20 protein-coding genes are annotated in these 24,657 nt (G+C 71.9%); 10 read left to right on the top strand and 10 right to left on the bottom strand.

The window, feature by feature from the left end; genetic code table 11:
- Nucleotides 1-82: 82 nt before the first annotated feature.
- From ACZ5XS_RS21740 to ACZ5XS_RS21720, 5 genes are all read right to left on the bottom strand, one after another.
- Nucleotides 83-1,321, bottom strand: coding sequence for an MFS transporter (locus ACZ5XS_RS21740; RefSeq protein WP_468653666.1), 1,239 nt, complete (start codon nucleotides 1,319-1,321; stop codon nucleotides 83-85).
- Nucleotides 1,322-1,358: 37 nt separating this feature from the next.
- Complete coding sequence (locus ACZ5XS_RS21735) at nucleotides 1,359-2,783, bottom strand: CitMHS family transporter (RefSeq protein WP_468653664.1); 1,425 nt, start codon at nucleotides 2,781-2,783, stop codon at nucleotides 1,359-1,361.
- Between the two features lie 134 nt (nucleotides 2,784-2,917).
- Complete coding sequence (locus ACZ5XS_RS21730) at nucleotides 2,918-5,170, bottom strand: molybdopterin oxidoreductase family protein (protein ID WP_468653662.1); 2,253 nt, start codon at nucleotides 5,168-5,170, stop codon at nucleotides 2,918-2,920.
- A 130-nt stretch (nucleotides 5,171-5,300) separates the two neighbouring features.
- Nucleotides 5,301-5,921, bottom strand: coding sequence for a TetR/AcrR family transcriptional regulator (locus ACZ5XS_RS21725; RefSeq protein ID WP_468653660.1), 621 nt, complete (start codon nucleotides 5,919-5,921; stop codon nucleotides 5,301-5,303).
- Nucleotides 5,918-6,559 (bottom strand): hypothetical protein, encoded by a 642-nt coding sequence (locus ACZ5XS_RS21720; protein ID WP_468653658.1) that lies wholly within the window; start codon nucleotides 6,557-6,559, stop codon nucleotides 5,918-5,920. Before ACZ5XS_RS21720 ends, ACZ5XS_RS21725 begins: the two co-directional genes overlap by 4 nt.
- Before the next feature lie 158 nt (nucleotides 6,560-6,717).
- On the opposite strand from ACZ5XS_RS21720, the gene hmgA reads away from it, so the two are divergent.
- From hmgA to ACZ5XS_RS21705, 3 genes are read left to right on the top strand one after another with little or no spacing between them, the layout of a single operon-like run.
- Entirely contained in the window at nucleotides 6,718-8,043 is a 1,326-nt protein-coding gene (gene hmgA, locus ACZ5XS_RS21715) for a homogentisate 1,2-dioxygenase (RefSeq protein WP_468653656.1), read from the top strand.
- A gap of 27 nt (nucleotides 8,044-8,070) precedes the next feature.
- Nucleotides 8,071-8,820 (top strand): GntR family transcriptional regulator, encoded by a 750-nt coding sequence (locus ACZ5XS_RS21710; protein WP_217238847.1) that lies wholly within the window; start codon nucleotides 8,071-8,073, stop codon nucleotides 8,818-8,820.
- 26 nt (nucleotides 8,821-8,846) lie between these two features.
- Nucleotides 8,847-10,004 (top strand): type ISP restriction/modification enzyme, encoded by a 1,158-nt coding sequence (locus tag ACZ5XS_RS21705; protein WP_468653654.1) that lies wholly within the window; start codon nucleotides 8,847-8,849, stop codon nucleotides 10,002-10,004.
- A 45-nt stretch (nucleotides 10,005-10,049) separates the two neighbouring features.
- On the opposite strand, the gene ACZ5XS_RS21700 is transcribed toward ACZ5XS_RS21705, so the two are convergent.
- Entirely contained in the window at nucleotides 10,050-10,772 is a 723-nt protein-coding gene (locus tag ACZ5XS_RS21700) for a TetR/AcrR family transcriptional regulator C-terminal domain-containing protein (RefSeq protein ID WP_468653652.1), read from the bottom strand.
- Nucleotides 10,773-10,835: 63 nt separating this feature from the next.
- Here ACZ5XS_RS21700 and ACZ5XS_RS21695 point away from each other — a divergent pair, with 63 nt between their 5' ends.
- Complete coding sequence (locus ACZ5XS_RS21695; protein ID WP_468653650.1) at nucleotides 10,836-11,783, top strand: ATP-binding cassette domain-containing protein; 948 nt, start codon at nucleotides 10,836-10,838, stop codon at nucleotides 11,781-11,783.
- Complete coding sequence (locus ACZ5XS_RS21690; RefSeq protein WP_468653648.1) at nucleotides 11,780-12,562, top strand: ABC transporter permease; 783 nt, start codon at nucleotides 11,780-11,782, stop codon at nucleotides 12,560-12,562. Before ACZ5XS_RS21695 ends, ACZ5XS_RS21690 begins: the two co-directional genes overlap by 4 nt.
- A gap of 181 nt (nucleotides 12,563-12,743) precedes the next feature.
- Here ACZ5XS_RS21690 and ACZ5XS_RS21685 read toward each other — a convergent pair whose 3' ends face one another.
- The 3 genes from ACZ5XS_RS21685 to ACZ5XS_RS21675 all read right to left on the bottom strand — a co-directional run bounded on the left by ACZ5XS_RS21685 (nucleotide 12,744) and on the right by ACZ5XS_RS21675 (nucleotide 14,488).
- Nucleotides 12,744-13,013 carry a hypothetical protein gene (locus tag ACZ5XS_RS21685; RefSeq protein WP_217238842.1) on the bottom strand — a complete coding sequence of 90 codons (270 nt, stop codon included), beginning with the start codon at nucleotides 13,011-13,013 and terminating at the stop codon, nucleotides 12,744-12,746.
- A gap of 126 nt (nucleotides 13,014-13,139) precedes the next feature.
- Nucleotides 13,140-13,949: an anti-sigma factor gene (locus ACZ5XS_RS21680; protein WP_468653646.1), complete on the bottom strand. Its 810-nt coding sequence runs from the start codon at nucleotides 13,947-13,949 to the stop codon at nucleotides 13,140-13,142.
- Nucleotides 13,946-14,488: a sigma-70 family RNA polymerase sigma factor gene (locus ACZ5XS_RS21675; RefSeq protein ID WP_468653644.1), complete on the bottom strand. Its 543-nt coding sequence runs from the start codon at nucleotides 14,486-14,488 to the stop codon at nucleotides 13,946-13,948. The genes ACZ5XS_RS21680 and ACZ5XS_RS21675 overlap by 4 nt, the downstream gene beginning before the upstream one ends.
- Nucleotides 14,489-14,696: 208 nt before the next feature.
- On the opposite strand from ACZ5XS_RS21675, the gene ACZ5XS_RS21670 reads away from it, so the two are divergent.
- The 4 genes from ACZ5XS_RS21670 (at nucleotide 14,697) to ACZ5XS_RS21655 (ending at nucleotide 22,107) form a co-directional block, all read left to right on the top strand.
- Entirely contained in the window at nucleotides 14,697-16,229 is a 1,533-nt protein-coding gene (locus tag ACZ5XS_RS21670; protein ID WP_468653642.1) for a DUF4331 domain-containing protein, read from the top strand.
- A gap of 101 nt (nucleotides 16,230-16,330) precedes the next feature.
- Complete coding sequence (locus ACZ5XS_RS21665; RefSeq protein ID WP_468653640.1) at nucleotides 16,331-18,571, top strand: tetratricopeptide repeat protein; 2,241 nt, start codon at nucleotides 16,331-16,333, stop codon at nucleotides 18,569-18,571.
- The gene (locus tag ACZ5XS_RS21660) at nucleotides 18,568-20,304 is read left to right on the top strand and encodes an urease accessory protein UreH domain-containing protein (RefSeq protein WP_468653638.1); all 1,737 of its coding nucleotides are present in this window, start codon (nucleotides 18,568-18,570) and stop codon (nucleotides 20,302-20,304) included. The genes ACZ5XS_RS21665 and ACZ5XS_RS21660 overlap by 4 nt, the downstream gene beginning before the upstream one ends.
- A 156-nt stretch (nucleotides 20,305-20,460) precedes the next feature.
- The gene (locus ACZ5XS_RS21655) at nucleotides 20,461-22,107 is read left to right on the top strand and encodes a serine/threonine-protein kinase (RefSeq protein ID WP_468653636.1); all 1,647 of its coding nucleotides are present in this window, start codon (nucleotides 20,461-20,463) and stop codon (nucleotides 22,105-22,107) included.
- Between the two features lie 4 nt (nucleotides 22,108-22,111).
- On the opposite strand, the gene ACZ5XS_RS21650 is transcribed toward ACZ5XS_RS21655, so the two are convergent.
- Nucleotides 22,112-22,918 (bottom strand): SGNH/GDSL hydrolase family protein, encoded by an 807-nt coding sequence (locus tag ACZ5XS_RS21650; protein WP_468653634.1) that lies wholly within the window; start codon nucleotides 22,916-22,918, stop codon nucleotides 22,112-22,114.
- A 295-nt stretch (nucleotides 22,919-23,213) separates the two neighbouring features.
- On the opposite strand from ACZ5XS_RS21650, the gene ACZ5XS_RS21645 reads away from it, so the two are divergent.
- Complete coding sequence (locus ACZ5XS_RS21645) at nucleotides 23,214-24,422, top strand: S8 family peptidase (RefSeq protein WP_468653632.1); 1,209 nt, start codon at nucleotides 23,214-23,216, stop codon at nucleotides 24,420-24,422.
- Nucleotides 24,423-24,657: the final 235 nt, after the last annotated feature.

Genomic DNA, 24,657 nt, shown 5'->3' with positions numbered 1-24,657 from the left:
ACGATTTTCGTACAAATCGCAGTTGATCTGACTCTCTTTCACATCCGCGCCGCGGATGGTGGGAGCAGCGACCTGCCTCCCGTCAGACATCCCTCTTCCGGTCCAGTGCGACCCGCGACCTGCGGGGCTCGGAGTCCGGCGCCCGTTCCCCGGCCGGCCTGGCCGGCGACCGCAGTGCGACCCCCGAGGACAGCAGCAGCAGCGCGCCGAGCATCACGAACGGCGCGGCCACGCCCGCGACGCCCGCGATCAGGCCGGCGGCGGCGGGCGCGGCCACCTGGCCGAGCCGGTTGCCGGTCAGGCGCAGGGCGAGGGCGGTGGAGCGGGCGCCGTCGGGGGCCGCCTGGACGACCGTCGTCATGGACAGCGGCTGTCCGACGCCGAGGCAGAAGCCGAGGGCCGCGAGTATCAGGGCCAGGCCCCACACCGGCACCGGCAGTGCGATGCCGGCGCACAGCACGGCCGCCAGCAGACAGGTGACGGTGAGCAGCACCGTCCGGCCCAGCAGCCGCAGCAGCGGCGTCAGCACCAGGCGGCAGGCGATCGTGGCCGCGGCGCGCAGGCTGAGCAGGAGGCCGATCACGGCCGGGGCGATGCCCCGGTGTTCGCCGACCACCGGGAGGTAGGCGGTGAGGATGTCGGTGGCGGACAGCACGGCGAGGCTGATGAAGATGCCCGCGGGTACGCCCCGGGCGCGCAGGATGCGCTGGACGGGGACGCGGTCGCCGGGTGCCGTACCGGACGTGAGCGCCGTACGGTCCTCTATGCGCCACAGCGAGCTGAACGCGACCGCGGCTCCCGCGCCGGCGACGACCAGGGCGAGCGCGCTGGTGCCCGCCATGTCCCGGCCGCCGATCAGGGCGCCCGCCGCGATCGGCCCGACCAGTTGGCCGAGGGAGGCGCCGATGGTGAAGTGGCCGAAGTTGCGGTCCTGTTCGTGCGGGGCGGACTGGCGGGCCACGAGCGACTGTGCGCCGATCACGAAGCAGAGGTGGCCGAGGCCCATCACCCCGCTCCAGACCGCCATGGCCCACAGGGAGTCGGCGATGCCGCTGAGGGCGCAGCCGCCGGATATCAGGACCACGCCGGCCGGCAGCAGGGGCGCGCAGCGGCCGTGGTCGGTGCGGCGGCCCAGCGGGACGGCGGCGAAGAGCGGCAACAGCGCGTAGACGCCCGCGATGACGCCGATGGCCCGCTCGTCCGCGCCCAGCGCGAGGGCCCGGTAGGACACGGCGGGCCGGGCCATCGACACCGCCCCCTGCGCGAAGCTGAAGGCGATGACGAGGCGGAGCAGCCAGCCGCGGTTCCCACCGGGCCTCACAGTTGTTCCCTCCAGGGGGAGTTGGTCGAGGTGTGCATCAGATGATTCCGAAGAGGATCCCTGCCCCGAGGATGATCAGAGATGTCATCACGGCCCACTTGACCACGAACCTGGTGTGGTCGCCGAACTCGACCTTGGCCATGCCGACCAGGACGTACACGGCCGGGACGAGCGGGCTCGACATGTGCAGCGGCTGGCCGACCAGCGAGGCACGGGCCATCTCCAGCGGCGAGACGCCGTGCGCGGCGCCGGCCTCGGCGAGGACCGGGAGGACGCCGAAGTAGAAGCCGTCGTTGGACATGAAGTAGGTGAGGGGGAGGCTCAGGACACCGGTGACGAGGGCCATGTGCGGGCCCATGCCCTCGGGGATGACGTCCACCATCCACTTGGCCATGCTGTCGACCATGCCGGTGCCCTGGAGGACGCCGGTGAAGACGGCGGCGGCGAAGACCATGCCGGAGACGTTGAGGACGTTGTCCGCGTGGGCGGCGAGGCGGGCCTTCTGGTCGGGGATGTGCGGGAAGTTCACGGTGAGCGCGAGCGCGGCGCCGATCAGGAACAGCACCGGAATCGGCAGGTACTCCATGATCATGGCGGTGAGCAGCGCGACCGTGAGCAGGAAGTTGAACCACAGGAGCTTGGGACGCAGGGTGGCCCGGTTCTGGTCGAGGCCCGGGAAGTCGTCCTCGTCCTCCTCGTCGGCGTCGGTGCCGAAGCCCGCGCCGCCGGTACGGGCCGGGGTCGTGCCGTCGCCGGAACCGCCCGCGCCGACGAGGACCGTCTCGGTCTCCTTCTCCTCGACCTTCTTCTCGGCCTTCTCCTCCACCAGGACCTCGCCCAGCGTCAGCACGCCGAGCCGCCTGCGCTCCCGCACGCCGAGGACGTACGACAGGATGAAGACGCCGAGGAGGCCGACCAGCAGGGCCGGGATCATCGGGACGAAGATGTCGCTGGCGTCCAGCTTGAGGGCGGTGGCGGCACGGGCGGTGGGGCCGCCCCACGGCAGGGTGTTCATCACGCCGTTGGCCATGGCGGCGACGCCGGTCATGACGACCAGGCTCATCTTGAGGCGCTTGTACAGCGGGTACATCGCCGAGACCGTGATCATGAAGGTGGTCGAGCCGTCGCCGTCGAGCGAGACGATCGCGGCGAGGACCGCGGTGCCGACGACGATCCGCATCGGGTCGGCCTTCGCGAACTTCAGGATCCCGCGAACGACCGGGTCGAAGAGGCCGACGTCGATCATCACACCGAAGTAGACGATCGCGAACATGAGCATCGCCGCGGTGGGGGCGAGGCTGGTGACGCCGTCGATGACGTAGTCACCGAGCTTGGCGCCCTTTCCCACGAACACACAGAACAGTGCGGGGATCAGTACGAGCGCCGCGATCGGCGACATCTTCTTCATCATGATCAGGACCAGGAAGGTCGCGATCATGGCGAAGCCGAGGATGGTCAGCATGAGTGGATACCTAACGTTCGCCCTTGAACTCCCACCAGGGCCGGCGGTGGCGACGACGTTAGGACTCGTCAAGTGGCGTTAACAAGACGTTGACACGCGAGCAATAAGCGCAAAACTCCTGGTCACAGCTTTGCTCAGGTCAGAGCAGGGAACTTTTCGGTCACGGCGGCGACTTCGACGGGCACTCCGTTGAGAACGGCGTTGCCCGAGAGCGGGTCGAGCAGGCTGCCGTCGAGGATCTGGTTGACGTTGACTCCGGGGTCGGCGGAGGCGTGGCTGAGCCGGGTTCCGGGCCGGTCGTGGCCCCAGCCGTGCGGCAGGCTCACCACACCCCGGCGCACCCCGTCGGTGACCTCGGCGGGCGCGGTGACCTCTCCCCCGGAGCCCTTGACCCGCACCGGCGCCCCGTCCCGTACGCCCAGCCGTTCGGCGTCCTCGGGGTGGATGTGCAGGGTGCAGCGGTTGCTGCCGCCGGTGAGGGCGGGGACGTTGTGCATCCAGCTGTTGTTGGAGCGCAGATGGCGGCGGCCGACGAGGACGAGCCCGGCGGGCCGCTCGTGCAGGGCCTGCCGGAGGCGGGGCAGGTCGTCGGCGATCGGCCGCGGCAGCAGCTCGACCTTGCCGCTGCGGGTCTTCAGCGGCTGCGGCAGGCGCCGGCTCAGCGGCCCCAGGTCGATGCCGTGCGGATGCGCGAGCAGTTTCTCCAGGCTCAGGCCGTCCGGGCGTACGCCGAAGCCGTCGCCGTAGGGGCCGAGGCGCAGCATCAGGTCGAGCCGCCGCTCGGGGCCGCTCTCACCGGTGAGCTGTGCGGCGAGTTCGCGCGGGTCCCGGCCGTGGACCGGGGAGTGCGGCTCCTTGACCGCCTTGCCGAGGGTCTGGTCGATCACCATCGCGTCGACGGCGGCCGGGTCGGCGCCGTGCATGCCGGTCGCGGCCAGGACCAGTCGGGCCAGGATCTCGGTCTCCGCCGTCCGGCCGGGCTCCAGGGGCACGGCGGGGCGGGTGTAGCGGACCTGGTTGCGGACGGCGAGGGTGTTGAAGGCGAAGTCGTGGTGCGGGCTCTGGGAGGGCGGGGGCGGCGGCAGCACGACGTGGGCGTGGCGCGAGGTCTCGTTCAGGTACGGGTCGACGCTGACCATGAAGTCGAGCGAGTCGAGGGCCTTGTCCAGCCGGTCCCCGTCGGGGGCGGACAGCACCGGGTTGGCGGCGACGGCGATGAGCGCGCGGACCGGTTCGCCCTGCTCGGTGGCCGTGTCGATCTCCTCGGCGAGCGCGGAGAGCGGCAGCTCGCCCTTCGCCTCGGGGTGCCCGCTCACCCGGGAGTGCCAGCGCCCGAGCGCGAAGCCGTGGCCGGGCCCGGCGGGGCGCGGCGTCCTGTCGGTGGCCGCCTGCGGGAAGAGGGCGCCGCCCGGGCGGTCGAGGTTGCCGGTGAGGATGTTGAGGACGTCGACGAGCCAGCTGGCGAGGGTGCCGTGCGGGACCGTGCAGCTGCCGATGCGACCGTATACGGCGGCGGTGGGGGCGGCGGCGAGTTCGCGGGCCAGGGCGCGGATCGTGACGGCGTCCACGTCGCAGGCCTCGGCCACGGCTTCGGGGGTGAAGTCCTGGACGGCTGCGGCGAGTTCGCCGAGCCCTTGCACATGCGGGGCCAGCTCACCGAGGTCCACGAGCCCTTCCTCGAAGAGGACGTGGGCCATCGCCGCGAGCAGCAGGGCGTCGGTGCCGGGCCGGATCGCGAGGTGCCGGTCGGCGAGCTTGGCGGTGCGGGTGCGGCGCGGGTCGACGACGGTGAGCGTGCCGCCGCGGGCCTTGAGCGCCTTGAGCTTGCCGGGGAAGTCGGCCGCGGTGCACAGACTCCCGTTGGACTCCAGGGGGTTGGCGCCCAGGAGCAGCAGGTGATCGGTGTGGTCCAGGTCGGGTACGGGGATCGCGTTGGCGTCGCCGTACAGCAGCCCGCTGGAGACGTGTTTGGGCATCTGGTCGACCGTGGACGCGGTGAAGATGCTGCGGGTGCCGAGCCCGGCGAGGAGCACCGACGGGTAGAGCGCGCCGGCCATGGTGTGCACGTTGGGGTTGCCGAGGACGACGCCGACGGCGTTCGGTCCGTACCGCTCGACGGCGGTCCGGATGCCTGCGGCGACCGCGTCGAAGGCCTCCTCCCAGGTGGCCTCGCGCAGCTCGCCGTCCTTGCGGACGAGCGGGGTGCACAGCCGGTCGGGGTCCCCGTCGACGGCCCCGAAGGAGGCCCCCTTGGGGCAGATGAACCCGCGGCTGAACACGTCGTCGCGGTCACCACGGGCGCCGGTCACCCTGGTCCCCTCGATGGTGAGGGTCAGGCCGCAGGTGGCCTCACAGAGGGGGCAGATGCGCAGGGCGGTGCGGGACACGGGTCCTCCCCGAGGACGGCGGCGACGGTGGCGCTCGGATCGGAACCGAGCATACCGACCGGTATGCCGTGTGGGGAGGGGTGACGGGGACGGAACTGCCGGCGGAAGCCGGCGGAAGGGGACCGAGGTGTCAGTCCAGGACGCGCGCCAGGTAGGCCCGCAGCAGCTCCCGAGTCTCTTCGATGATCTTCCCGTCGCCCTCCGGAGCCACCCGGAAGGCCAGGTGGACGAGGGTGTCGGCGGTTTCCACGGCGACGAGGAAGGTGCGCCGCACATCCTCGTCCGGTGCCCGGTCGAGATAGCCGGAGAGGAGGTCGGTGAGCCGGTCGGCGACCCGGTGATTGGGTTCGGCGTAGCCGGAGCCGACCGGGATCTGGTTGCCGAAGTCGACGAGGGAGAAGCCGGGGGCGGTGCGCTTCATGGCGAGGTACTCGTCGAGCACGGCGTCCATCGCCGCCCGCCAGCCTCCCGCACCGCCGGTCTCCTCGAGACGCTCGGTGACGCGCTCGGTGTAGCGCTCCAGGTTGCGCTGGGCGAGGGCGTCGGCCATCGCGCGCTTGTTGCCGAAGAAGCGGTAGACCGAGCCGATGGGGACGCCGGCGCGCAGGGCGACGGCCCGGGTGCTCAGGGCGTCGTAGCCGACCTCGTCGAGGAGGTCCGCGCACGCGTCGAGGATCCTGGTCAGCCGTTCGGCGCTGCGCCGCTGTACGGGCGCTCGACGGAGCGATGTCGCTGGGGGCACGGGCTTCATGATGCCTTTCCGCCGCGGTCCGGGGAAGCTCGCTCCTCAGTACGGAGCACGGGGTCCGGCGCACTCAGCGCGCCGTTGGCGGTGCCGGTGGGTTCCGGCCCCGAGTGCGGGGACGACCGCGAGGCCCCCGAAGGTCCCGACGCCGTGATGTCCGCCGTGCTCTCGACCGGTTCGCCGTCGACGGCCCACACCGTGCCGTCGTCGGCGTACAGGCGCGCGGTGACGTGGTGGGTGCCGTGCGGGACGTAGCGCGCGGAGAGGCGGTACTCGGTGGTGCGCAGACGGGCGACGGGATGACCGTCCACGAAGAGGCGGGCGATCCCGCGGCCGGCCACCGCCTCGGGCTTCGCGCCGGCGGGCGAGAGGCGGAAGTCCTCGAGGGTCAGCCGGACACTCCAGCTGTCGTCGTCGGCGGGCTGCACCTCGATGCCGACGTCGGGCGCGTCCTCCTCGTCCACCTCACGGTAGCGGTGGCCCTCCTCGTCCGTTTCCCCGACGACCTCGCCCACCGGTGAGGGTGAGGCCTCGTTCCTCTGCTTCTGTTGCTCGTCCGCACCGCTGGTGCCACAGCCCGCGGATCCTGTCAGCAGCAGGACACAGACCGCGAGCGCAGCAAGAAGTGCCCGCGTCCACGCCATGCCGGGGAGCGTAGAACACCGGTGCGACACCTCGTATCCCCCTGGAGTCTGGTTCCGGGCGCCCGACGTCATCCGTGAGGAGGTCGCGCGTCCCCCTTGCGCCCGGGAAACCGCAATCCTACGGTGATGCATAGGAATCAGACCGCAAGGGAGCGATCATGCACGGGGACGCGCGGAAGACCGCCGAGGGACTCACCCACCTCTCCGGTTTCGGCAACGAGCACAGCTCGCAGGCCGTCCCGGGCGCGCTGCCCGAAGGCCGCAACTCGCCGCAGCGCGCCCCCCTCGGGCTCTACGCGGAGCAGCTCAGCGGTACGGCGTTCACCGAGCCACGGGCGCACAACCGCCGTTCGTGGCTGTACCGCATCCGCCCCTCGGCCGCGCACCCGGCATTCACGCGCACCGACAATGGCCGGATCCGTACGGCGCCCTTCACGCAGACCGCGCCGGATCCGAACCGGCTGCGCTGGGACCCCCTGCCCGAACCCGCGCGGGGCACCGACTTCCTCGCCGGCCTGTGGACCCTCGGCGGCAACGGCGACGCGACCCAGCGCACCGGCATGGCCGTGCACCTGTACCACGCGGACACCTCGATGGACCGCGTCTTCAGTGACGCCGACGGCGAGCTGCTGATCGTGCCGGAGCACGGCGGACTGCTGCTGTGCACGGAGTTCGGGCGGCTGCAGGTGGAGCCGGGACACGTGGCGCTGATTCCCCGTGGGGTCCGCTTCCGTGTGGAGCTGCTGGATGCCTCCGCCCGCGGTTATGTGTGCGAGAACTACGGCACCCCCTTCCACCTCCCCGATCTCGGCCCCATCGGCGCCAACGGCCTCGCCAACCCCCGGGACTTCCGCGCGCCGGTCGCCGCCTACGAGGACGTCGAGGGTCCGGTGGAGGTGGTCAACAAGTTCTGCGGCAACCTCTGGACGGCCACGTACGACCACTCGCCCCTCGACGTGGTCGCCTGGCACGGCAACCATGTGCCGTACGTCTACGACCTGCGCCGTTTCAATGTGCTGGGCAGCATCTCGTACGACCATCCCGACCCGTCGATCTTCACGGTGCTGACGTCGCCGTCCGACACCCCCGGCCTGGCCGGCGTCGACTTCGTCGTCTTCGCGCCGCGCTGGCTGGTGGGCGAGGACACCTTCCGGCCGCCGTACTTCCACCGGAACGTGATGAGCGAGTACATGGGACTCATCGAGGGCGCCTACGACGCGAAGACCTCAGGTCCGGGGGGCTTCGTGGCCGGCGGCGGCTCGCTGCACAACATGATGTCGGCGCACGGCCCGGACCGGGACACCTTCGACCGGGCGAGCGCCGCCGAACTCCGGCCGCAGAAGGTCGACGACGGACTGGCGTTCATGTTCGAGACGCGCTGGCCGGTCACCCTGACACCCCACGCGGCTCAGGCGGAGCATCTGCAACAGGGCTACGACGACGTGTGGCAGGGCCTGGAGCGGCACTTCCGCCCCTTGCACTGAGGATTCCCGACCGGTACGGATGGCCCCGTGACCTCCTTCGCCCCGGACTCGATCGTCCTGAACCGCAAGCTGCCGCTCTGGTACCAGGTGTCGCAGTCGCTGCGGGCCTCGATACTGGGCCGCTCACCGCAGGACCCGCTGCGGCTGCCCACCGAGGAGCAGCTGGCGGGCCACTACGGGGTGAGCGTGCTGACCATGCGGCAGGCACTGAAGGAGCTGGAGGACGAGGGCCTGATCACGCGCCATCGCAGGCGCGGCACGTTCATCGAGCCGGACGCCCTCAGGGGCGCCCCGGTGCGGCTCCTCGGTTCGGTGGACGCCATCGTGGCCCAGCAGTCCGGCATGGCGACGCGGCTGCTCGACCACGGCAAGGCGGCCGTGCCGGCCGAGGTCGCCGAGTACTTCCCGGATCTCGCCGAGGTGGCGACGTACCACCGGCTGCGCGGCGACGAGAAGACCGGCGAGCCGACCAACCACGCCCGCAACTACGTCCGTCCCGAACTCGCGGCGCACATCGACCCGGACGACCTGGCCCGCTGGCCGATGACGAAGGTGCTCCGGGACGTCGTCGGGGCGGACATCAGCCGCATCACGGACACCGTGCAGGCCCGCCTGGCGGACCCGGAGACGGCACGCCTGCTCCACGTCCCGCTGCTCAGCCCGATCCTGCACTACACGGGCGTCACCTACGACACCCACGGGCGGGTCCTCGACGCCGCCGTCATCCACTACCGGGGCGACCGCTTCTCCTTCACGGTGACGCTGGACGCCACCTGAGCCGGCCGTCCGTGCCAGGTCGTACGATGCCGTGCGTGACGCACGACGACGCTCCGCCGCTGGCGGACCTCATGCCGTGGTCCGTCGCACCGCCGCGGCTCGGCCGGGGGTGGCCGACGGGGCCCGACGCGGCCTCACTCAGAGCCCGCTGGGACGCCCTGATGAAGGCCGAGGGCCCGGACCGCGAGGCCCTGTTCGAGCCGACCCGCTCGCGCACCCTGCGGTCGGCGGTCGGCCGGCTGCCGGGCCGGTCCGGCGGCACGGAGAAGCTGATCCGCGCCTCGGGCCCCTGCCCCGAGCCCGTACGCGTACTGCACGCGCCGTTCGACGAACAGTGGCTCATCCCCGACCACCGGCTGATCGACGCGGCCCGGCCCGAGCTGTGGCGGGTGGCGGACGAGCACCAGATCTTCGTCACGGAGACGCCCGACGCCCCGGGCCCCCTCCTGCACGCCACCTCCCTGCTCCCGCTCCTGCGCCCCGGCCGCATCCGCCCCCTCTACCGCCGCCCCGGGGCCGAGGAACCCAACCTCGCACCCGGCCTGTTGGACCACCTCGCCACCCGTCTCGGCCTCTCCCTCACCCCGGCGGACCTCCTGGCCTGGACCGTCACGGCGGTACGCCCCGGCCTCACCGTCCCCCTCACCGCGGACCCCGGGCTCTGGGCGCACGGCGTCGAACTCGGCCACCGCGTCCTGTGGCTGATGCGCCGCGACGGCGACCGTCCCAAACTGCCCGGCGGCCGCCGCCCGTACGTCCGCGCACCCCTGCCCTCCCGGCCCCTGACCCTGCGCTACGACCGAGACGAGGAAGCCCTGTACCTCGACGAGGGCCGCATCTCCCCGGTGCCGCCCGAGTCCTGGGACTTCGAGGTGAGCGGGACGCGCGTACTGGAACAGTGGTTCACGGTCCGCACCGCCCACCCCGAGCCGGGCACGCTGGAGGCGATCCGCCCGGCGGCCTGGCCCCAGGCGTGGACGTCGGAGCTGCTGGAGCTGATCACGGTGCTGGCGCTGCTGGCGGAGCTGAGGCCGCGCCAGGAGGAGTTGACGGTGACGGCGCCGATCACCGCGGAGGAACTGCGCAAGGCGGGAGTCCTGCCGGTGCCGGAGGCGGCACGCAGGCCGGCGTCGGTGCTGGACCACCACGAGGAAGGCCCGGAAGGCCAGTTCACCCTGATCTGACCCGTGCCCCCTGACCCCTGACCCCTGACCGCAGCCCGCTGCCCCCTAGCTCCTCCGACCCCTGGGCTCGAAGGCGTCCATGACCCGATGGAGCGCCCGTTCGAACACCGCCTCCAGGTCGATCGGCCCCGAGTCCTCCGTGAAGGCCGCCGCCAGCCGCGGATAGGCACCGGTGGCCACCTGGCTGCCGAGGTAGGCGATACGGACCGCGTTCTCCTCCTCCTCGGACCAGGGCATGGAGCGGGTGCGCTCGGCGGTGGCGAGCTCGTTCGCGGTGTACGTCGTCACGACGCCGTTGAGCAGCGCGACCAGCTCCATCTTGATGCTGTACGGCTGCTCGAGCGGTTCGAGGCAGGCCAGACAGTGCTCCAGATAGCGCAGCGTGTTGGGGCTGAAGCCGTAGATCCCCGCCATCAGGCGCGGCACCCACGGGTGGCGGCGCATGATGGCGCGGGTCTCATGGGCGTTGCGCAGCATGTCGGCGCGCCAGTCGCCGGACGGCTCGCTCATCTCGTGCTCGGCGCCGATGGCGTCGAGCATCAGCTCGTACAGGTCCTCCTTGCGCGGCACGTAGTTGTAGAGCGACATCGTTCCGCAGCCCAGTTCGGCCGCGACGTGCCGCATGGAGACGCCGTCCAGCCCCTGCGCGTCGGCGATCCGCACGGCCGCGGCCGCGACGTCCGCACGCGTGAACGCCGGTTTCGGCCCCCGGCCCGTCCGCTCGGGACGGGCCCAGATCACTTCGGGTACGGCCGCTCGGCCCGCCATCGATCATCACCTCGTCCACCATCCTAGTTACGTACAGCGTACGTAGTGCGCTATGGTCGGAGCATGACTTCTACGTACGCTGTACTTAGTGAAGGTCTGGAGAAGCGGTTCGGTGCCGTCCACGCCCTGCGCGGCCTGGATCTCGCGGTGGCGACCGGCACGGTCTGCGGAATCCTCGGCCCGAACGGGGCCGGCAAGACCACGGCGGTGCGGCTGCTCACCACGCTGCTGCGCCCCGACGCGGGCTCCGCGCGGATCGCCGGGCACGACCTCGTGCGTGAGGCGGCGGCGGTACGGCGCAGGATCGGCGTCACCGGACAGTACGCGTCGGTCGACGGGGACCTGACCGGGCGCGAGAACCTGCGCCTGTTCGCCCGGCTGCACCGGGTGCGGGGGCCGGCCGAGCGGGCCGGCGAGCTCCTGGACCGCTTCGGGCTCGCCGGGGCCGCCGACCGGCCCGCGTCCACCTACTCGGGCGGAATGCGGCGCCGCCTCGACCTGGCGGCGAGCCTGATCCGCCGCCCCGAGGTGCTGTTCCTGGACGAGCCGACCACCGGGCTCGACCCGGCCAGCCGGAACCTGATCTGGGCCGCCGTGCGCGACCTCACGGCCCACGGCACGACCGTGCTGCTGACCACGCAGTACCTGGAGGAGGCCGACCAACTCGCCGACGACATCGCCCTGGTGGACCGGGGGCGGGTCGCGCACACGGGCTCGCCGGCCCAGCTCAAGTCGCTCATCGGGACCCAGGTCGAGGTCGTCGTCGCGAACGCGGACGTGCTGGCGAAGGCGGCGGCCGTGCTGGATCGACTCACCGGCGCACAGCCCTCGTTCGACCACGAGCGCAACGCCGTCGGCGCGGTCAGCCGGGACTCGACGCTCACCATCCCCCGCCTGGTGCGCGAACTGGACGCGGCGGGTGTGCCGTTGCTGGACGCGAGCCTGCGCCCACCGACCCTCGACGACGTGTTCCTCCGGCTCACCGACGACCACCAGGAGCGTGCGGCATGACCACACTGGCCTACGACGGAACCGCGATGCTGGGCCGCCAGCTGCGGCGGATGCGGAACAACCCGGGGCTGCTGATCCTGACCCAGACCATGCCGATCAGCATGCTGCTGTTCTTCGGCTACGTCTTCGGCAGCGCGCTCGCGATGCCGGGCGAGCAGTACCGCGCGTTCCTGCTCCCGGGCCTGCTGGTGGCGACGGCCGCGAACGGGATCATGACGGGGATGTTCCAGGCGGCCGGGGACACCCACCGGGGCGTGATGGACCGCTTCCGCACCCTGCCGATGAGCCGGGCGGCGGTACCGCTCGGGCAGGCGGTCGCGGACCTGGTCGTCACGGCGGCCGGTACGGTTCCCCTGCTGCTGGTCGGCCTCGCGGTGGGCTGGCGCGTGGAGGGGAGCGCCCTGGAGGCGGTGGGCGCCTTCGGTCTGCTGCTGCTGTTCCGGTTCGCCACCACCTGGATCGGCATCTTCCTCGGCCTGCTCACCCGGAGCGAGGAGGCCGCGGGCCAGCTGGGCGGCGCGACCTTCCTGCTGCCGCTGCTGTCCAACGCGTACATCCCGGCCGACGGCCTGCCGGGCTGGCTGCGGACGATCGCCGAGTGGAATCCGATCAGCGCGGTGACGACGGCCCTGCGGGACCTCTTCGGCAACGCCCCGGTACCGGAGGGGGCGGCCTGGCCGGTGGCGCATCCCGTCGCCGGGTCGCTGGTCTGGTGCGCGGTCCTCCTCGCGGCGTTCGTGCCGCTCGCCGTGCACCGGTACGCGCACGGCGAGCGCTGAACCCACGGACCTGCGGGGTGGACGCGAGGGCGACGGGAGGGAGGGGAAAGAAACGTATCCGCGCTCGGCGGACACACCTGGACGACGCTGCATGCCGTGGGGATGACGGACGACGGGATCGCAGCACCGGCCGGAGCGGCATGGCCGCCTGAGCGCGGATCAGAAACGTCTGAGCGGGGGCTCAGCGCCCGCCGAACAGCGAACGGCGCAGCCGGCGCAGTGGCGCGAAGAGCAGGACCCGGCTCACTCGCGCACCCCTCGGGCTGCGCTCCTGCGGGGTGTCACGCGCGGTCAGCTCACGCATCAGCGAGGTCGCCTCGACTGTCTCCCGCTGCGGGACGGCAGGACCGCCCAGTACCGAGAGATGGCGGTCGAGGCGCGAACTGGTCGCGCTGCTCCCGCAGGTGATCGCAGGGACACGTGCCCTGCTGCGCACTGTTATCTGTTCCATGTCACTCCCCACCCGTACGAGTCCACCCGGCCCGGGCAGGGTAACCCTATCGCCCCCTCGGGGCACTCGTGTATCGCGGTCACAGGATTCACCTTCCCCGTAAGCAGGTTGACGACTCCTCTCTGATCACTCTCCGAATCCAACTGATTTCAGGGCGAGTTGGACAACCGGCTGAGTAGTGGGCTGCGGTGAGCCACCGTCGGGCTCGACGGTCACAGCGAGTGACGTGGCGGAGGTGTCGAGACCGGACGCCACCAAGGGCGTGTCGTCGTCGAAGAGCCCGAGGGAGCGTGGTTGCGCGTCGGGGCGCATGAGCCACAGTTGGCGCACGCGGTCGCTCGGCAGGTCGCCGTATCCGCTCAGGGTGACGACCGCGCTTCCCTCGGATGCGGAGGCGATCACTCCGATTCTGCGGCCGTCGGCGTCCTGCCCCGTCGTCGCCCGCGCGTCGGGAGCCCCGAGAACGTGGGCGATCTCACGCGCCTGTGCCCGCTCGGCGTTCAGCCGGTCCTCCGTCTGCCCCGCCTGGACGGCGAACAGGGACGCGACCACGAGGGCCGCGGCGGCGGTGACCGTCGCGAAGGGCACGAACAGGGGGATCCGCCGCCGCTCACGTACGCGCGGCGGCGGCTGCATGCCCCACACGTGCGGCGGCAACTGGGGCGTACGCGCGCGCGGCGCCTCCTGCCGGGGAGCGGTCACCTGCGGAGTCGCGCGTACGGCGGCCAGTACCCGCTCGCGCATCGCGGGCGGCGGCGCCGCGGCCTCCGACCAGGCGAGCCGGACGGCGTCCTCGGCCATCGCGCGCACCTCGGCGGTGCAGCTGTCGCACTTCTTCAGGTGCTTCTCGAAACGGCGTCGCTCGTCGGGTTCGAGGGCGTCCAGGGCGTAGGGCGCGGCCAGGGAGTGGACGTCCTCTCGGCGAAAAAGACTCATGCCACACCTCCCAGGCAGTCGCGCATGCGGGTCAGTCCGTCACGCATCCGCGTCTTCACCGTGCCGAGCGGCAAGGAGAGACGCTCGGCCACTTCACGGTACGTATACCCCTCGTAATAAGCGAGGGTGACGGACTGGCGCTGCAGGGCCGTGAGCCGGTTCAGGCAGCGGCGCACCGACTCGCGTTCGAGGCCGGCCTCGACCTCCTCGGTGACCTGGTCGAAGGCGGGGTGATGGGACCGCCGGGCCTCCCGCTGCTCGCGCTCACCGGCCGCGCGGGCGCTGCGCACCCGGTCGACGGCCCGGCGGTGGGCGAGGGTGAGCACCCAGGACAGGGCACTGCCCCGCCCCGGGTCGAACCGCCCCGCGGACCGCCAGAGTTCCAGCAGCACCTCCTGCGACACCTCCTCCGACTGCGCCGGATCCCGTACGACCCGCCTCACGAGCCCGAACACGGGCCCGGACACCAGCCCGTACAGCTCCTCGAACGCCCTCTGGTCACCGCCCGCCACGAGGACCAGAAGCTCGTCAGCCTCCACCCCGGCTCCCCCCCTCCGCACACCGCACCCTGCCCGCCCCGTCCCACGCGGTATTCGCAACGAACACACCTCCGGATGGGGTTACGGATCAGCGGGCCGAAAACGCGGGTCCGGCAGCGAGAAAAAGTCTTTTCAGATTCGACCAATCCGGCCCCGCCCCCGCTCCGAATCCCCCGGCGTCAGGCAAGTTGGACTGAGGACGGACGGCATGACACCTATCTCCAGGAGCGGTGCGGGACACAAGCACCTCGCGACTCTCGTATGTGGTGCGCTGGCCGCCGGCGGGCTCGCAGCCGCCGGTGTGACCGCGCTGGAACCGGGGGCGGCCGCCGCCTCCAGCCACCGGGAGGCCCCCCTGATCTCGGGGCAGCCCCAGTACGACAACACGGACGTGTACGCGTTCGTCAGCCCGGACAAGCCGGACACCACGACGATCGTGGCGAACTGGACCCCCTTCGAGGAGCCCGCCGGCGGTCCGAACTTCTTCCCGTTCGCCGAGGACGCGCAGTACGACCTCCACATCGACAACAACGGTGACGCGCAGGGCGAGCTGCTGTACCGCTTCACCTTCAAGACGCACGTCAAGAACGAGAAGACGTTCCTCTACAACACCGGGCCGGTCGAGAGCCTGGACGACCCGGACCTCAACGTCACGCAGACGTACGACATCGAACTGATCAAGCTGAAGCACCAGCGGATGGTGTCGAAGACCAAGGTCGCGGACGACGTGCCGGTGGCACCGTCGAACGTCGGCAAGGCGTCCATGCCGGACTACGCCAAGCTGCGCGACCAGGCGGTCCACGAACTGCCCGGCGGCTCGACGACGTTCGCCGGCCAGGCCGACGACCCGTTCTTCCTGGACCTGCGCGTCTTCGACCTGCTGTACGGCGGGAACCTCACCGAGGTCGGCAACGACACGCTCAAGGGCTACAACGTCAACTCCATCGCCCTCCAGGTGCCGACCCACATGATCACCGAGTCGGCCGAGCAGCCGATCGTCGGGATCTGGTCGACGACCCAGCGCAAGAACGCCCAGGGCTACTACTCCCAGGTCTCGCGGCTCGGCATGCCGCTGGTCAACGAGGTCGTCAACCCCATCAAGGACAAGGACAAGTTCAACGCGTCCGCGCCCCGGGACGACGCCCAGTTCCTCGAGAACGTGACCAACCCGGAGCTGCCGAAGCTCATCGAGGCGATCTACAAGATCGACGCGCCCGACGAGCCGCGCAACGACCTCGTCGACGTCTTCCTCAAGGGCGTGAAGGGCCTCAACCAGCCGCCGCATGTGGTCGCGGCGGAGGAACTGCGCCTGAACACCTCGATCAAGCCGGTCTCCGACCCCAAGCGCCTCGGTGTCCTCGACGGCGACAACGCCGGCTTCCCGAACGGACGCCGCCTCACCGACGACGTGATCGACGCCTCGCTGCAGGTCGTCGAGGGTGAACTGCTCGGCGCGAAGAACGACCTGGGCGACGCCGTCGACAAGAACGACAAGGACTTCGAGAAGGCCTTCCCGTACGTCGCCCTCCCGACCGAGGGTTCACGCGGCCCGCTCGCCAAGGGCACGACCGACGGCAACGACGTCCGCAGCCAGATCGGCGACGCCCTCCAGCCGGCCGGTGCGGGCGGATCCGGCGACACCACCCTGATCGCCGCCTCCGCGGGCGCCGGCGCGGCCGGCATCCTCCTGGTCGGCTCGGCCCTCGTGTGGTGGCGCCGGATGAGGAATCGGGCGTACTGATCCGTACTCCCCACCGACTGGCGCGGCCCGCACCCAACCTTCCCCCACGGCGCGGGCCGCGCCGCGACTTCCCTGCACAGCAAGCCGACCGAGGAGAGGGCATGGCCCGGCGTACGAACGACAGCGCACCGGAGAACGACCAGGGCGCAGAGCCGACGGCACTGCCGGAGCGCGGGCGCGGGCCGGGTGTGGACGCGGAGCCGGGACGCACGGGCGGTGCGGGTAGGGGCGCGGGGCCGGAACGCGAAGGCGGTGCGGGGGTGGCTGCTGTGCCGGTGCCGATGCCCATGGACGGGGCGAGTGCGGCCACCGTGCCCGGGGCGGGCGCCGGCCCGGATTCCGCGGCTGCGCCAACCGCCCTCGCCCCGGAGCAGGCCGAGCCGGAGGCGAAGCACACCCGCAGGACAGCGGAGCCGGAGGCGAGGCACACCCGCAGGACAGCGGCGCCGGAGGCGAGGCACACAGGCAAGACGGCGGCGCCGGAGGCGGAAGACACCCCCAAGACAACCGAGCCGAACGCCAAGGGCACGCCGAAGATCGCCCCGGGAGAAGCCGAGGGCACTCCCACGACCGCCCCGCCACAAACCGCGGCCGGCCCCGAGTCGGCCCCGCCGACATCCGGGGCGGACTCGAGTACAGCCCCTCCGAGGCCCGGGGCCGTCCCGGAAGCGGCCCAGCCGCGGACCGCGACCCGGCCGGAGGCGGACGTCTCGTCGGCCGATTCCCGATTCGCCGACCAGGCCGCGCCGGAAGCCGCCGCGTCGAGGACCGGGCCCCGGACCGCAACCCGCAGTACGCCGGGAGGCCAGTTCGCCCCGGAGACACCCGCGAGGGCCGGGGCCGACGCCGAGGCGGTCCGGGCGCGGGGCGGGACCCGGCCGGAGGCCAAGGCCGCGTCAGCGGGCCCTCGGCCCGGCACCCGAGGTGTGCCGGAGGCGACCCGTCCCGTCCGGGGCGACGAGATCGCCGTGGCCGACCAGCGCGTTGCCGCCGTGCGGCGGGTGGCGGCTGCCGGGCGGCGTTGGCGGGGCGCTCAGCTCGCCGGCTGTGCGGTGCTGTTGGCCGTCGCGTTCACCGCCGGTTCCGTGGCGGTCGGTGCCGTGCGGGACGGCGGGACGGCGACGGCCGCCTCCGCACCCGCCGCCGTGTCGCCCGAACTGCTCACCGGCGGTGATCTCGACGCGAGTATCACCGCGCTGCAGGCTCATCTGCGCTCCCAGCCACGGGACTTCGGCGGCTGGGCCACCCTCGGTATCGCCTATGTCGAGCAGGCCAGGACGAAGGGCGACCCGTCCCGCTACCCGCAGGCCGAGCGGGCTCTGCGGCGCTCCCTCGGCCTGGAGCCGGACAACGTCCAGGCTCTCGCAGGCCGCGCCGCCCTCGCCGCGGCCCGGCACGACTTCGAGGACGCGCTGACCTACGCGGACCAGGCGCTGAAGCAGAACCCCTACAGCGAGCGCGCCCTGTCCTCCCGGATCGACGCACTCGTCGAACTCGGCCGTTACGACGACGCGGCGAAGGCCGCCGACCTCGCGGACGAACGCCGGCCGGGCATTCCGGTCTTCACGCGGTACGCGTACGTGCACGAGCTGCGCGGCGACGTGGCCACCGCGCGGCGGGTGCTGGAGCAGGCGCTCGCGTCGGCCACCGCCCCCGGAGACGTGGCGTACGTGGCCACCGCGCTCGGCCAACTCGCCTGGAACCAGGGAGAGTACGCGACGGCCCTGACCCACTACGCCCGCGCCCTCGCCGCCGACGACGCCTACCTGCCCGCTCTGGAGGGCCGCGCCCGCACCCAGGCCGCGAGCGGCGACCGGGCCGCCGCGATCGAGGGCATGGAGGCCGTCGTCGCCCGCTACCCGCTGCCCGGCCCGCTCGTCGAGCTCGGCGAGCTGTACGAGGCCCGCGGCGCCGAGGGCGACCGGGCGAAGGCGGGCGACCAGTACGCCCTCGTGGACGCCTGGACGGCACTCGCCCGCGCGGGCGGTGTCAACGCCGACCTCGACACCGCGCTCGCCGCCGCCGACCACGGCGACAAGGCCGAGGCCCTGCGCGCCGCCCGCGCCGAATGGGCCCGCCGCCACACCGTGCACACCGCGGACGCCCTCGCCTGGGCCCTGCACGTCAACGGCCGCGACGAGGAGGCCCTGCCGTACGCGCGCCGGGCCACGGCCACCGGCTACCGCAACGCCGCCTTCCTCCACCACCGCGGTGTGATCGAACACGCCGTGGGCAACGAGCGGCAGGCCCGCACCCATCTGAAGGCGGCCCTGGACCTCAGCCCCGGCTTCTCACCCCTGGGCGCCCGTGAGGCCCGTAAGACCCTGGAGGCGGCCAAGTGAAGCCCCAGCCCCGCCGGCGCCGACGCGTCCTCGCCTCCGCCGCGGCCGTGCTCACGGCAGCGTGCGCGCTCGTGCTCGTCCCCTCGGGTACGGCCGGCGCCCACCCCCTCGGCAACTTCACCGTCAACCACTACGACGGCCTCGTCACCACCCCCGGCGAACTGCGCGTCGACCACGTCGAGGACCTCGCCGAGATCCCGGCGACCCAGGCCGGGCCGGACATCGAGCGGCTGGGTATGACCGAGTGGGCCCGGCAGCGGTGTGCGCGGGCCGCCGACGCGAGCCGGGTCACCGTCGACGGCCGTGCGGTCGCCCTCACCGCGAAGAGCAGCGACGCGCGCCTGCGCCCCGGTCAGGCCGGCCTGGACACCCTCCGCCTGGAGTGCCGCCTGACGGCACCGCTGCCCGAGGACGACACCGTCACCCTCGGCTTCCGCAGCGCGGCCACGGACTCCGGCCCCGGCTGGCGAGAGATCACCGCGCGCGGCGACCGCACGACGCTCACGGAGTCGGACGTACCGACGAAGTCGCTGTCCGGTGAACTGACCGAGTACCCCGAGGAGTTGCTCTCCTCCCCCGCCGACACCGCGACCGCCGCCCTGCGTGTACGGCCCGGCGGCCCGGCCCTCGTCGAGGGGCAGGAGGACGCGCCCGCCGCCTCCGTCCTGCCGCGCGGCGCCGACCGCTGGACCCGGGCCCTGGACTCCCTGGTCGCCCGCAACGACCTCACCGTCGGCTTCGCGGCGCTCGCCCTCCTCATCGCCGTCGCACTCGGGGCCATGCACGCCCTGGCACCGGGCCACGGCAAGACCCTGATGGCCGCGGTGGCCGCCGCCCGGGGCGGCAAGGCCCGGATGAAGGACGTCCTGCCCCTCGCCGCCTCGGTGACGGTCACCCACACCCTCGGCGTGGTCGCCCTCGGCCTCCTGGTCACGGCCGGTTCGGCGGCGGCGCCCTCGGTGATCGCATGGCTGGGCATCGCGAGCGGCGCCCTGGTGACGGCGGCGGGCGCGACCCTCGTACGACGGGCCTGGCGCAACCGACAGCAGGCCCATGGGCACCCGCACCCGCACGACCACGGACCCGGACACGGACACGGACACCCCCACCCGCACCCGCACCCGCACCCGCACCCGCACCCGCACGACAGCGAGCACGCCCACGAGCGCACGCCGGTCCTGGTCGGCGCTCACGGCCAAGCCACCCCCACCGGACACCCACACGAACACCCGCATCCCCATGCGCATCCCCACCCCGAACACGAGCACAGTCACGACCGCGGCCACGACCACAGCCACAGCCACAGCCACGAAAGCGACCACCCCCACAGCCACCCCCACACCGTCGAGCACACCCACGGCGGTTTCACCCACACCCACGCCACCGCCCCCACCCTCCGCGGCACGATCCTCCTCGGCTTCGCCGGAGGCCTCGTGCCCAGCCCCTCCGCCGTCGTCGTACTCGTCGGCGCGGCGGCGCTCGGGCAGGCCTGGTTCGGTCTGCTGCTCGTCGTGGCGTACGGCGTCGGGCTCGCCCTCACCCTCACCGCGGCCGGCTTCGCCGTCGTCAAGCTGGGTACCGGGGTCTCGCGGGTTCTGGACAAGCGCCCCCGCTGGGTCAACGGGCCGGTCACGGCGCTGATGCGCCGGACCGTACCGCTGGGCTCTGCGTTCGTCGTCGTGGCCCTTGGTGCCGGACTGGTATTCAAGGGGGCGACATCTGTACTCGGCTGAGCTACTTTTTTGACATCCTCCCCCACCCTGAGGGCGCGGGATTCCAGCCCTGCGGGCTGAGGTTCACGGGCACTCGACCACTGATGCGGTGATACCCCTCCGGCGTGTCCCGCCGCGACACGGGAAGTATAGGAGTCGGCTGCGAATGGGGGCCCAATGTCCGAAGAACCGGGCAGTGAACGTCTGATCGCGGGCCGCTACCGTCTCCTTGCCCCGCTCGGCGAGGGCGGCATGGGAACGGTGTGGCGGGCCCGTGACGAGTTGCTCAACCGCGAGGTCGCCGTCAAGGAGGTGCGCGCGCCCTCCGGACTGCCCGGCGCCGACATCGAGCGGATGTACGCGCGGCTGGAGCGGGAGGCGTGGGCGGCGGCCCGGATCTCCAGCCCCAACGTGGTGACGGTCTACGACGTGGCCACCCAGGACCACCGCCCCTGGATCGTGATGGAGCTGGTCCGCGGCATCTCCCTGGCCGAGCTCCTGGAGGCCGAGGGGCCGCTCAGCCCGCAGCGTGCCGCGCACATCGGCGCGGACGTGCTGGCCGCGCTGCGGGCCGCGCACGAGGCCGGGGTGCTGCACCGCGACGTGAAGCCGGCCAACGTCCTGCTGTCGAACGACGGACGCGTGGTGCTCACCGACTTCGGCATCGCCATGGTCGAGGGCAGTTCCGCGCTGACGATGACCGGCGAGGTCATCGGCTCGCCCGAGTTCCTGGCACCGGAGCGGGCGCTGGGCCGCACGCCCGGCCCGGAGTCCGACCTGTGGTCGCTCGGCGTACTGCTGTACGCGGCGGTCGAGGGCAGCTCACCGTTCCGCCAGAACACGCCGCTCAGCACGCTGCGCGCGATCGTCGACGAGGAGCTGCCGCCGCCGCACCGGGCGGGTCCGCTCGCCCCCGTGATCGAGGGGCTGCTGCGCAAGGAGCCGGGGGAACGGCTGTCCGCCGACCGGGCCGAGCAGGATCTGCGGGTGATCGGCGCGGGGGGTACCCCCTCCGGGGGAGGCACGCTCGGCGCGGACGCCGTACCGGCATCCCCCTACGCGCCGACGACCGTCGCGCACCAGCAGCCGCCGTACCGGCCGGCCCACCCGCCGAGCCGCGACCAGTCGCCGCCGACGGCACCGGTCCCGCCGGCCTGGACGCAGTCCGGGGGCACGACCAGCACGGCGGAGCGGCCGCACCGCAACCGCCGCGCCGCCGTCGTCCTGATCGCGGGCATCGCCGCGCTCGCGCTGGCGGTCGCCGGACTCATGTACGCCCTGCTCGACAATGACGACGGCAAGGAGGCCGGGGGGCCCGCGAAGGATCCGTCCAGTCTGAGTTCGCCGTCGGTGAGCGATCCGGACCGGAGTGACACGGCCGAGCCGACCCGCTCCCCGAGTCCGAGCCCCAGCAGCAGTCCCACGACCGCGGCTCCGCCCCCGTCGGTGAAGGTCACGGTGGCCGGTTCGCACACGGAGTACACCGGCACCTGCCCGCCGCCGCAGGGCGAGGCGCCCGCCTTCACGGCGACGCTCACGGTGGGCAGTCTGCCGTCAGAGGTGACGTACCGCTGGGTGTCCAAGGACGGCGAGATCATGGATCAGGAGTGGAAGACCCTCTCGTTCCCGGAGGGCGGCGGCCTGACCCGTCAGGACACGGCGTTCGTGACGACGAACGACGAGAACGGCAGCCTCGAGAACGAGATCGGTGTCGAGGTCCGCTCTCCGGTGGAGACGACGTCCAACTCGGTGCCGTTCTCGGTGACCTGTGTGACGGAGACCCCGTCGGACGGGGCCTCCGCTTCCACTTCGCCGTCCCCCTGAGGGGTCAGGCCAGGCCGTTGAACACCGGCAGATAGCCGCCGGACTGGCCGGCCGCCGTGGGGTGGTACGACTCGCCGACGTTCAGCAGGTTGAGGCTGTGCAGCCAGGAGCTGCCGGAGCAGATCTCGTGGCCGGTGAAGGTGGTGCGGACGTCACCGAAGGCGTACCCGAAGTTCGCGGCACGCTTGGCGATGGCGGTGTCGAGGTAGTCGGCCGCGTCGTTGATCGCCTTCCGCTTGGTCTCGGAGAGGCCGACGCAGGTGGTGTTGAGCTTGTAGAAGCGGGGGTAGCCGAGCACGACCACACGGGCGGCCGGTGCTTTGGAGCGGATCGCCGAGTAGACGCTGTCGAGCTTGCCGGGCAGCGTCGAGTCGACGTACGCCTTCGCGGTGTTGATCCGGGACAGGCAGGAACTGTCGGACTGGAGCACACAGGTCGTCATGACGTCGGCGAAGCCTGCGTCGTTGCCTCCGACGCTGATCGAGACGAGGGCGGTGGCGGCGCTGAGCGGGGTGAGTTGATTCGCCAGAACATCACCCGTTCGGGCGCCCGAGCAGGCGGTGAAGTCGAACGACGAGGGTGAATGGGCGGCGGCCCAGAGGTACGGATAGGCCTTGGTGCTGCGCTTGCAGTTGCCGCTCGCGGACAGGTAGCTACCCGCTCCCACTCCGGAGGAGTAGGAGTCGCCGAGCGCTACATACCCGCCCGGTGCGGCGAGTTGGGCTGCGTGGGCGGTTGTGGCCCCGGTGAGGGCGGTGGCGACGGCCAGGAGGAGCGAGCCGACGTATGCGGCAAATCGGGAACGTCTCATGGAACCTCCCTTAGCAGGATCTCTGCCACAACCGTCGTAGCAACTACGCGTGTTGACGGGAAGTGTTCATGCCAAGACTTTCCGGGCCAACTGACGACCCATTCGATTACGCGTCCATGACAAACATATGACAGACCCTCAAGCCCCTTGATCTACACCCGTAGACCACTGACTCTTTACTCAGCCGTGGAACGGAACGCGACGCTCCGCGGCCGTGTGTGCGACGACGCGCGCACCCCCCACAGACGCGCGCCCCACCCGGGCACGCGTCGCCTATGAGGAGGACTCCCTCGTAATGGCACAACTGCGTAGCAAGAAGGTCCGGCTCGCCGCGATAACCAGCCTGGCGACCGCCGCCCTCGTGGGCGGGCTCACCGCCCTCCCCGCCCATGCCGCCCCGGCCGAGGGCAAGGTCCTGGCCGCCGGCTCCCCCACCGCGGTCAAGGACAGTTACATCGTCACGCTCAAGAAGGACGCCGGATTCAAGGCCTCCTCGAGCGAGGGCAGGAGCCTGATCAAGGAGTACGGCGGCTCGGTGAAGAAGACGTTCGGCGCCGCGCTGAACGGCTACACCGCCACTCTCTCCGCCGCCGAGGCCAAGAGACTCGCCGCCGACCCGTCGGTGGCCGTCGTCGAGCAGAACCAGCGCGTCCGGCTCACCGACACCACCCAGTCCAGCGCGCCCTGGGGCCTGGACCGCAGCGACCAGACCTCGCTCCCGCTGTCCGGCACCTACACCTACCCGGACAGCGCGGGCACCGGTGTGACGGCGTACGTCATCGACACCGGCGTGCGCATCACCCACTCCCAGATCAGCGGCCGCGCCTCGTACGGCTACGACGCCGTCGACGGCGACACCGTCGCCTCCGACGGCAACGGCCACGGCACCCATGTGGCCACCACCATCGCGGGCTCCACCTACGGCATCGCCAAGAAGGCGAAGATCGTGGCGGTCCGCGTGCTCGACAACGCCGGCTCCGGCACCACCGCCGGTGTGATCGCGGGCATCAACTGGGTGACCAACAACCACTCGGGCCCCTCGGTCGCCAACATGTCGCTCGGCGGCGGCGCTTCCACCACTCTGGACACGGCGGTCGCCAACTCCATCGCGAGCGGCGTGACCTACGCCGTCGCGGCCGGCAACAGCAGCGCCAACGCCTCCTCGTACTCCCCGGCCCGCGTCGCCTCGGCGATCACGGTCGGCGCCACCACCAGCACCGACGCCAGGGCCAGTTACTCGAACTACGGTTCGGTCCTGGACATCTTCGCCCCCGGCTCCTCCATCACCGCGGGCTGGTACACCAGCGACACCGCGACGAACACCATCTCCGGCACGTCGATGGCGACCCCGCACGTCGCGGGCGCCGCGGCGGTCTACCTGGCGGGTCACACCTCGGCCACCCCGGCCCAGGTCGCCACGGCCCTCGTCAACGGCTCGACCACCGGCAAGGTCACCAGCGCGGGCACCGGTTCGCCCAACCGCCTGCTGAAGATCGTGCCGTAGGCAACCAGGAAGGGGTTCCCCGCACCCGGTACCGGGTGCGGGGAACCGCTGTTGTCCGGCTTCGCCGTCTTGACGGCTCCCGCGCGACTGAGCGACATTGAAGCCCGGCATCCGGCGCTTCGGGGGGCAAAGTCGCCAATGCAGTCCATACGTGGCACAACATCTTCAACAGCGTCGACGGACGGCGCCGAGGGAGCGTCGCCAGGACCGGGGAGGGACCTGGCACCGCTGCTCG

This window comes from Streptomyces sp. NPDC033131 (assembly GCF_055578365.1).
Note: the sequence above shows the minus strand (reverse complement) of the source record. Positions and strands in the feature narration are given on the sequence as shown.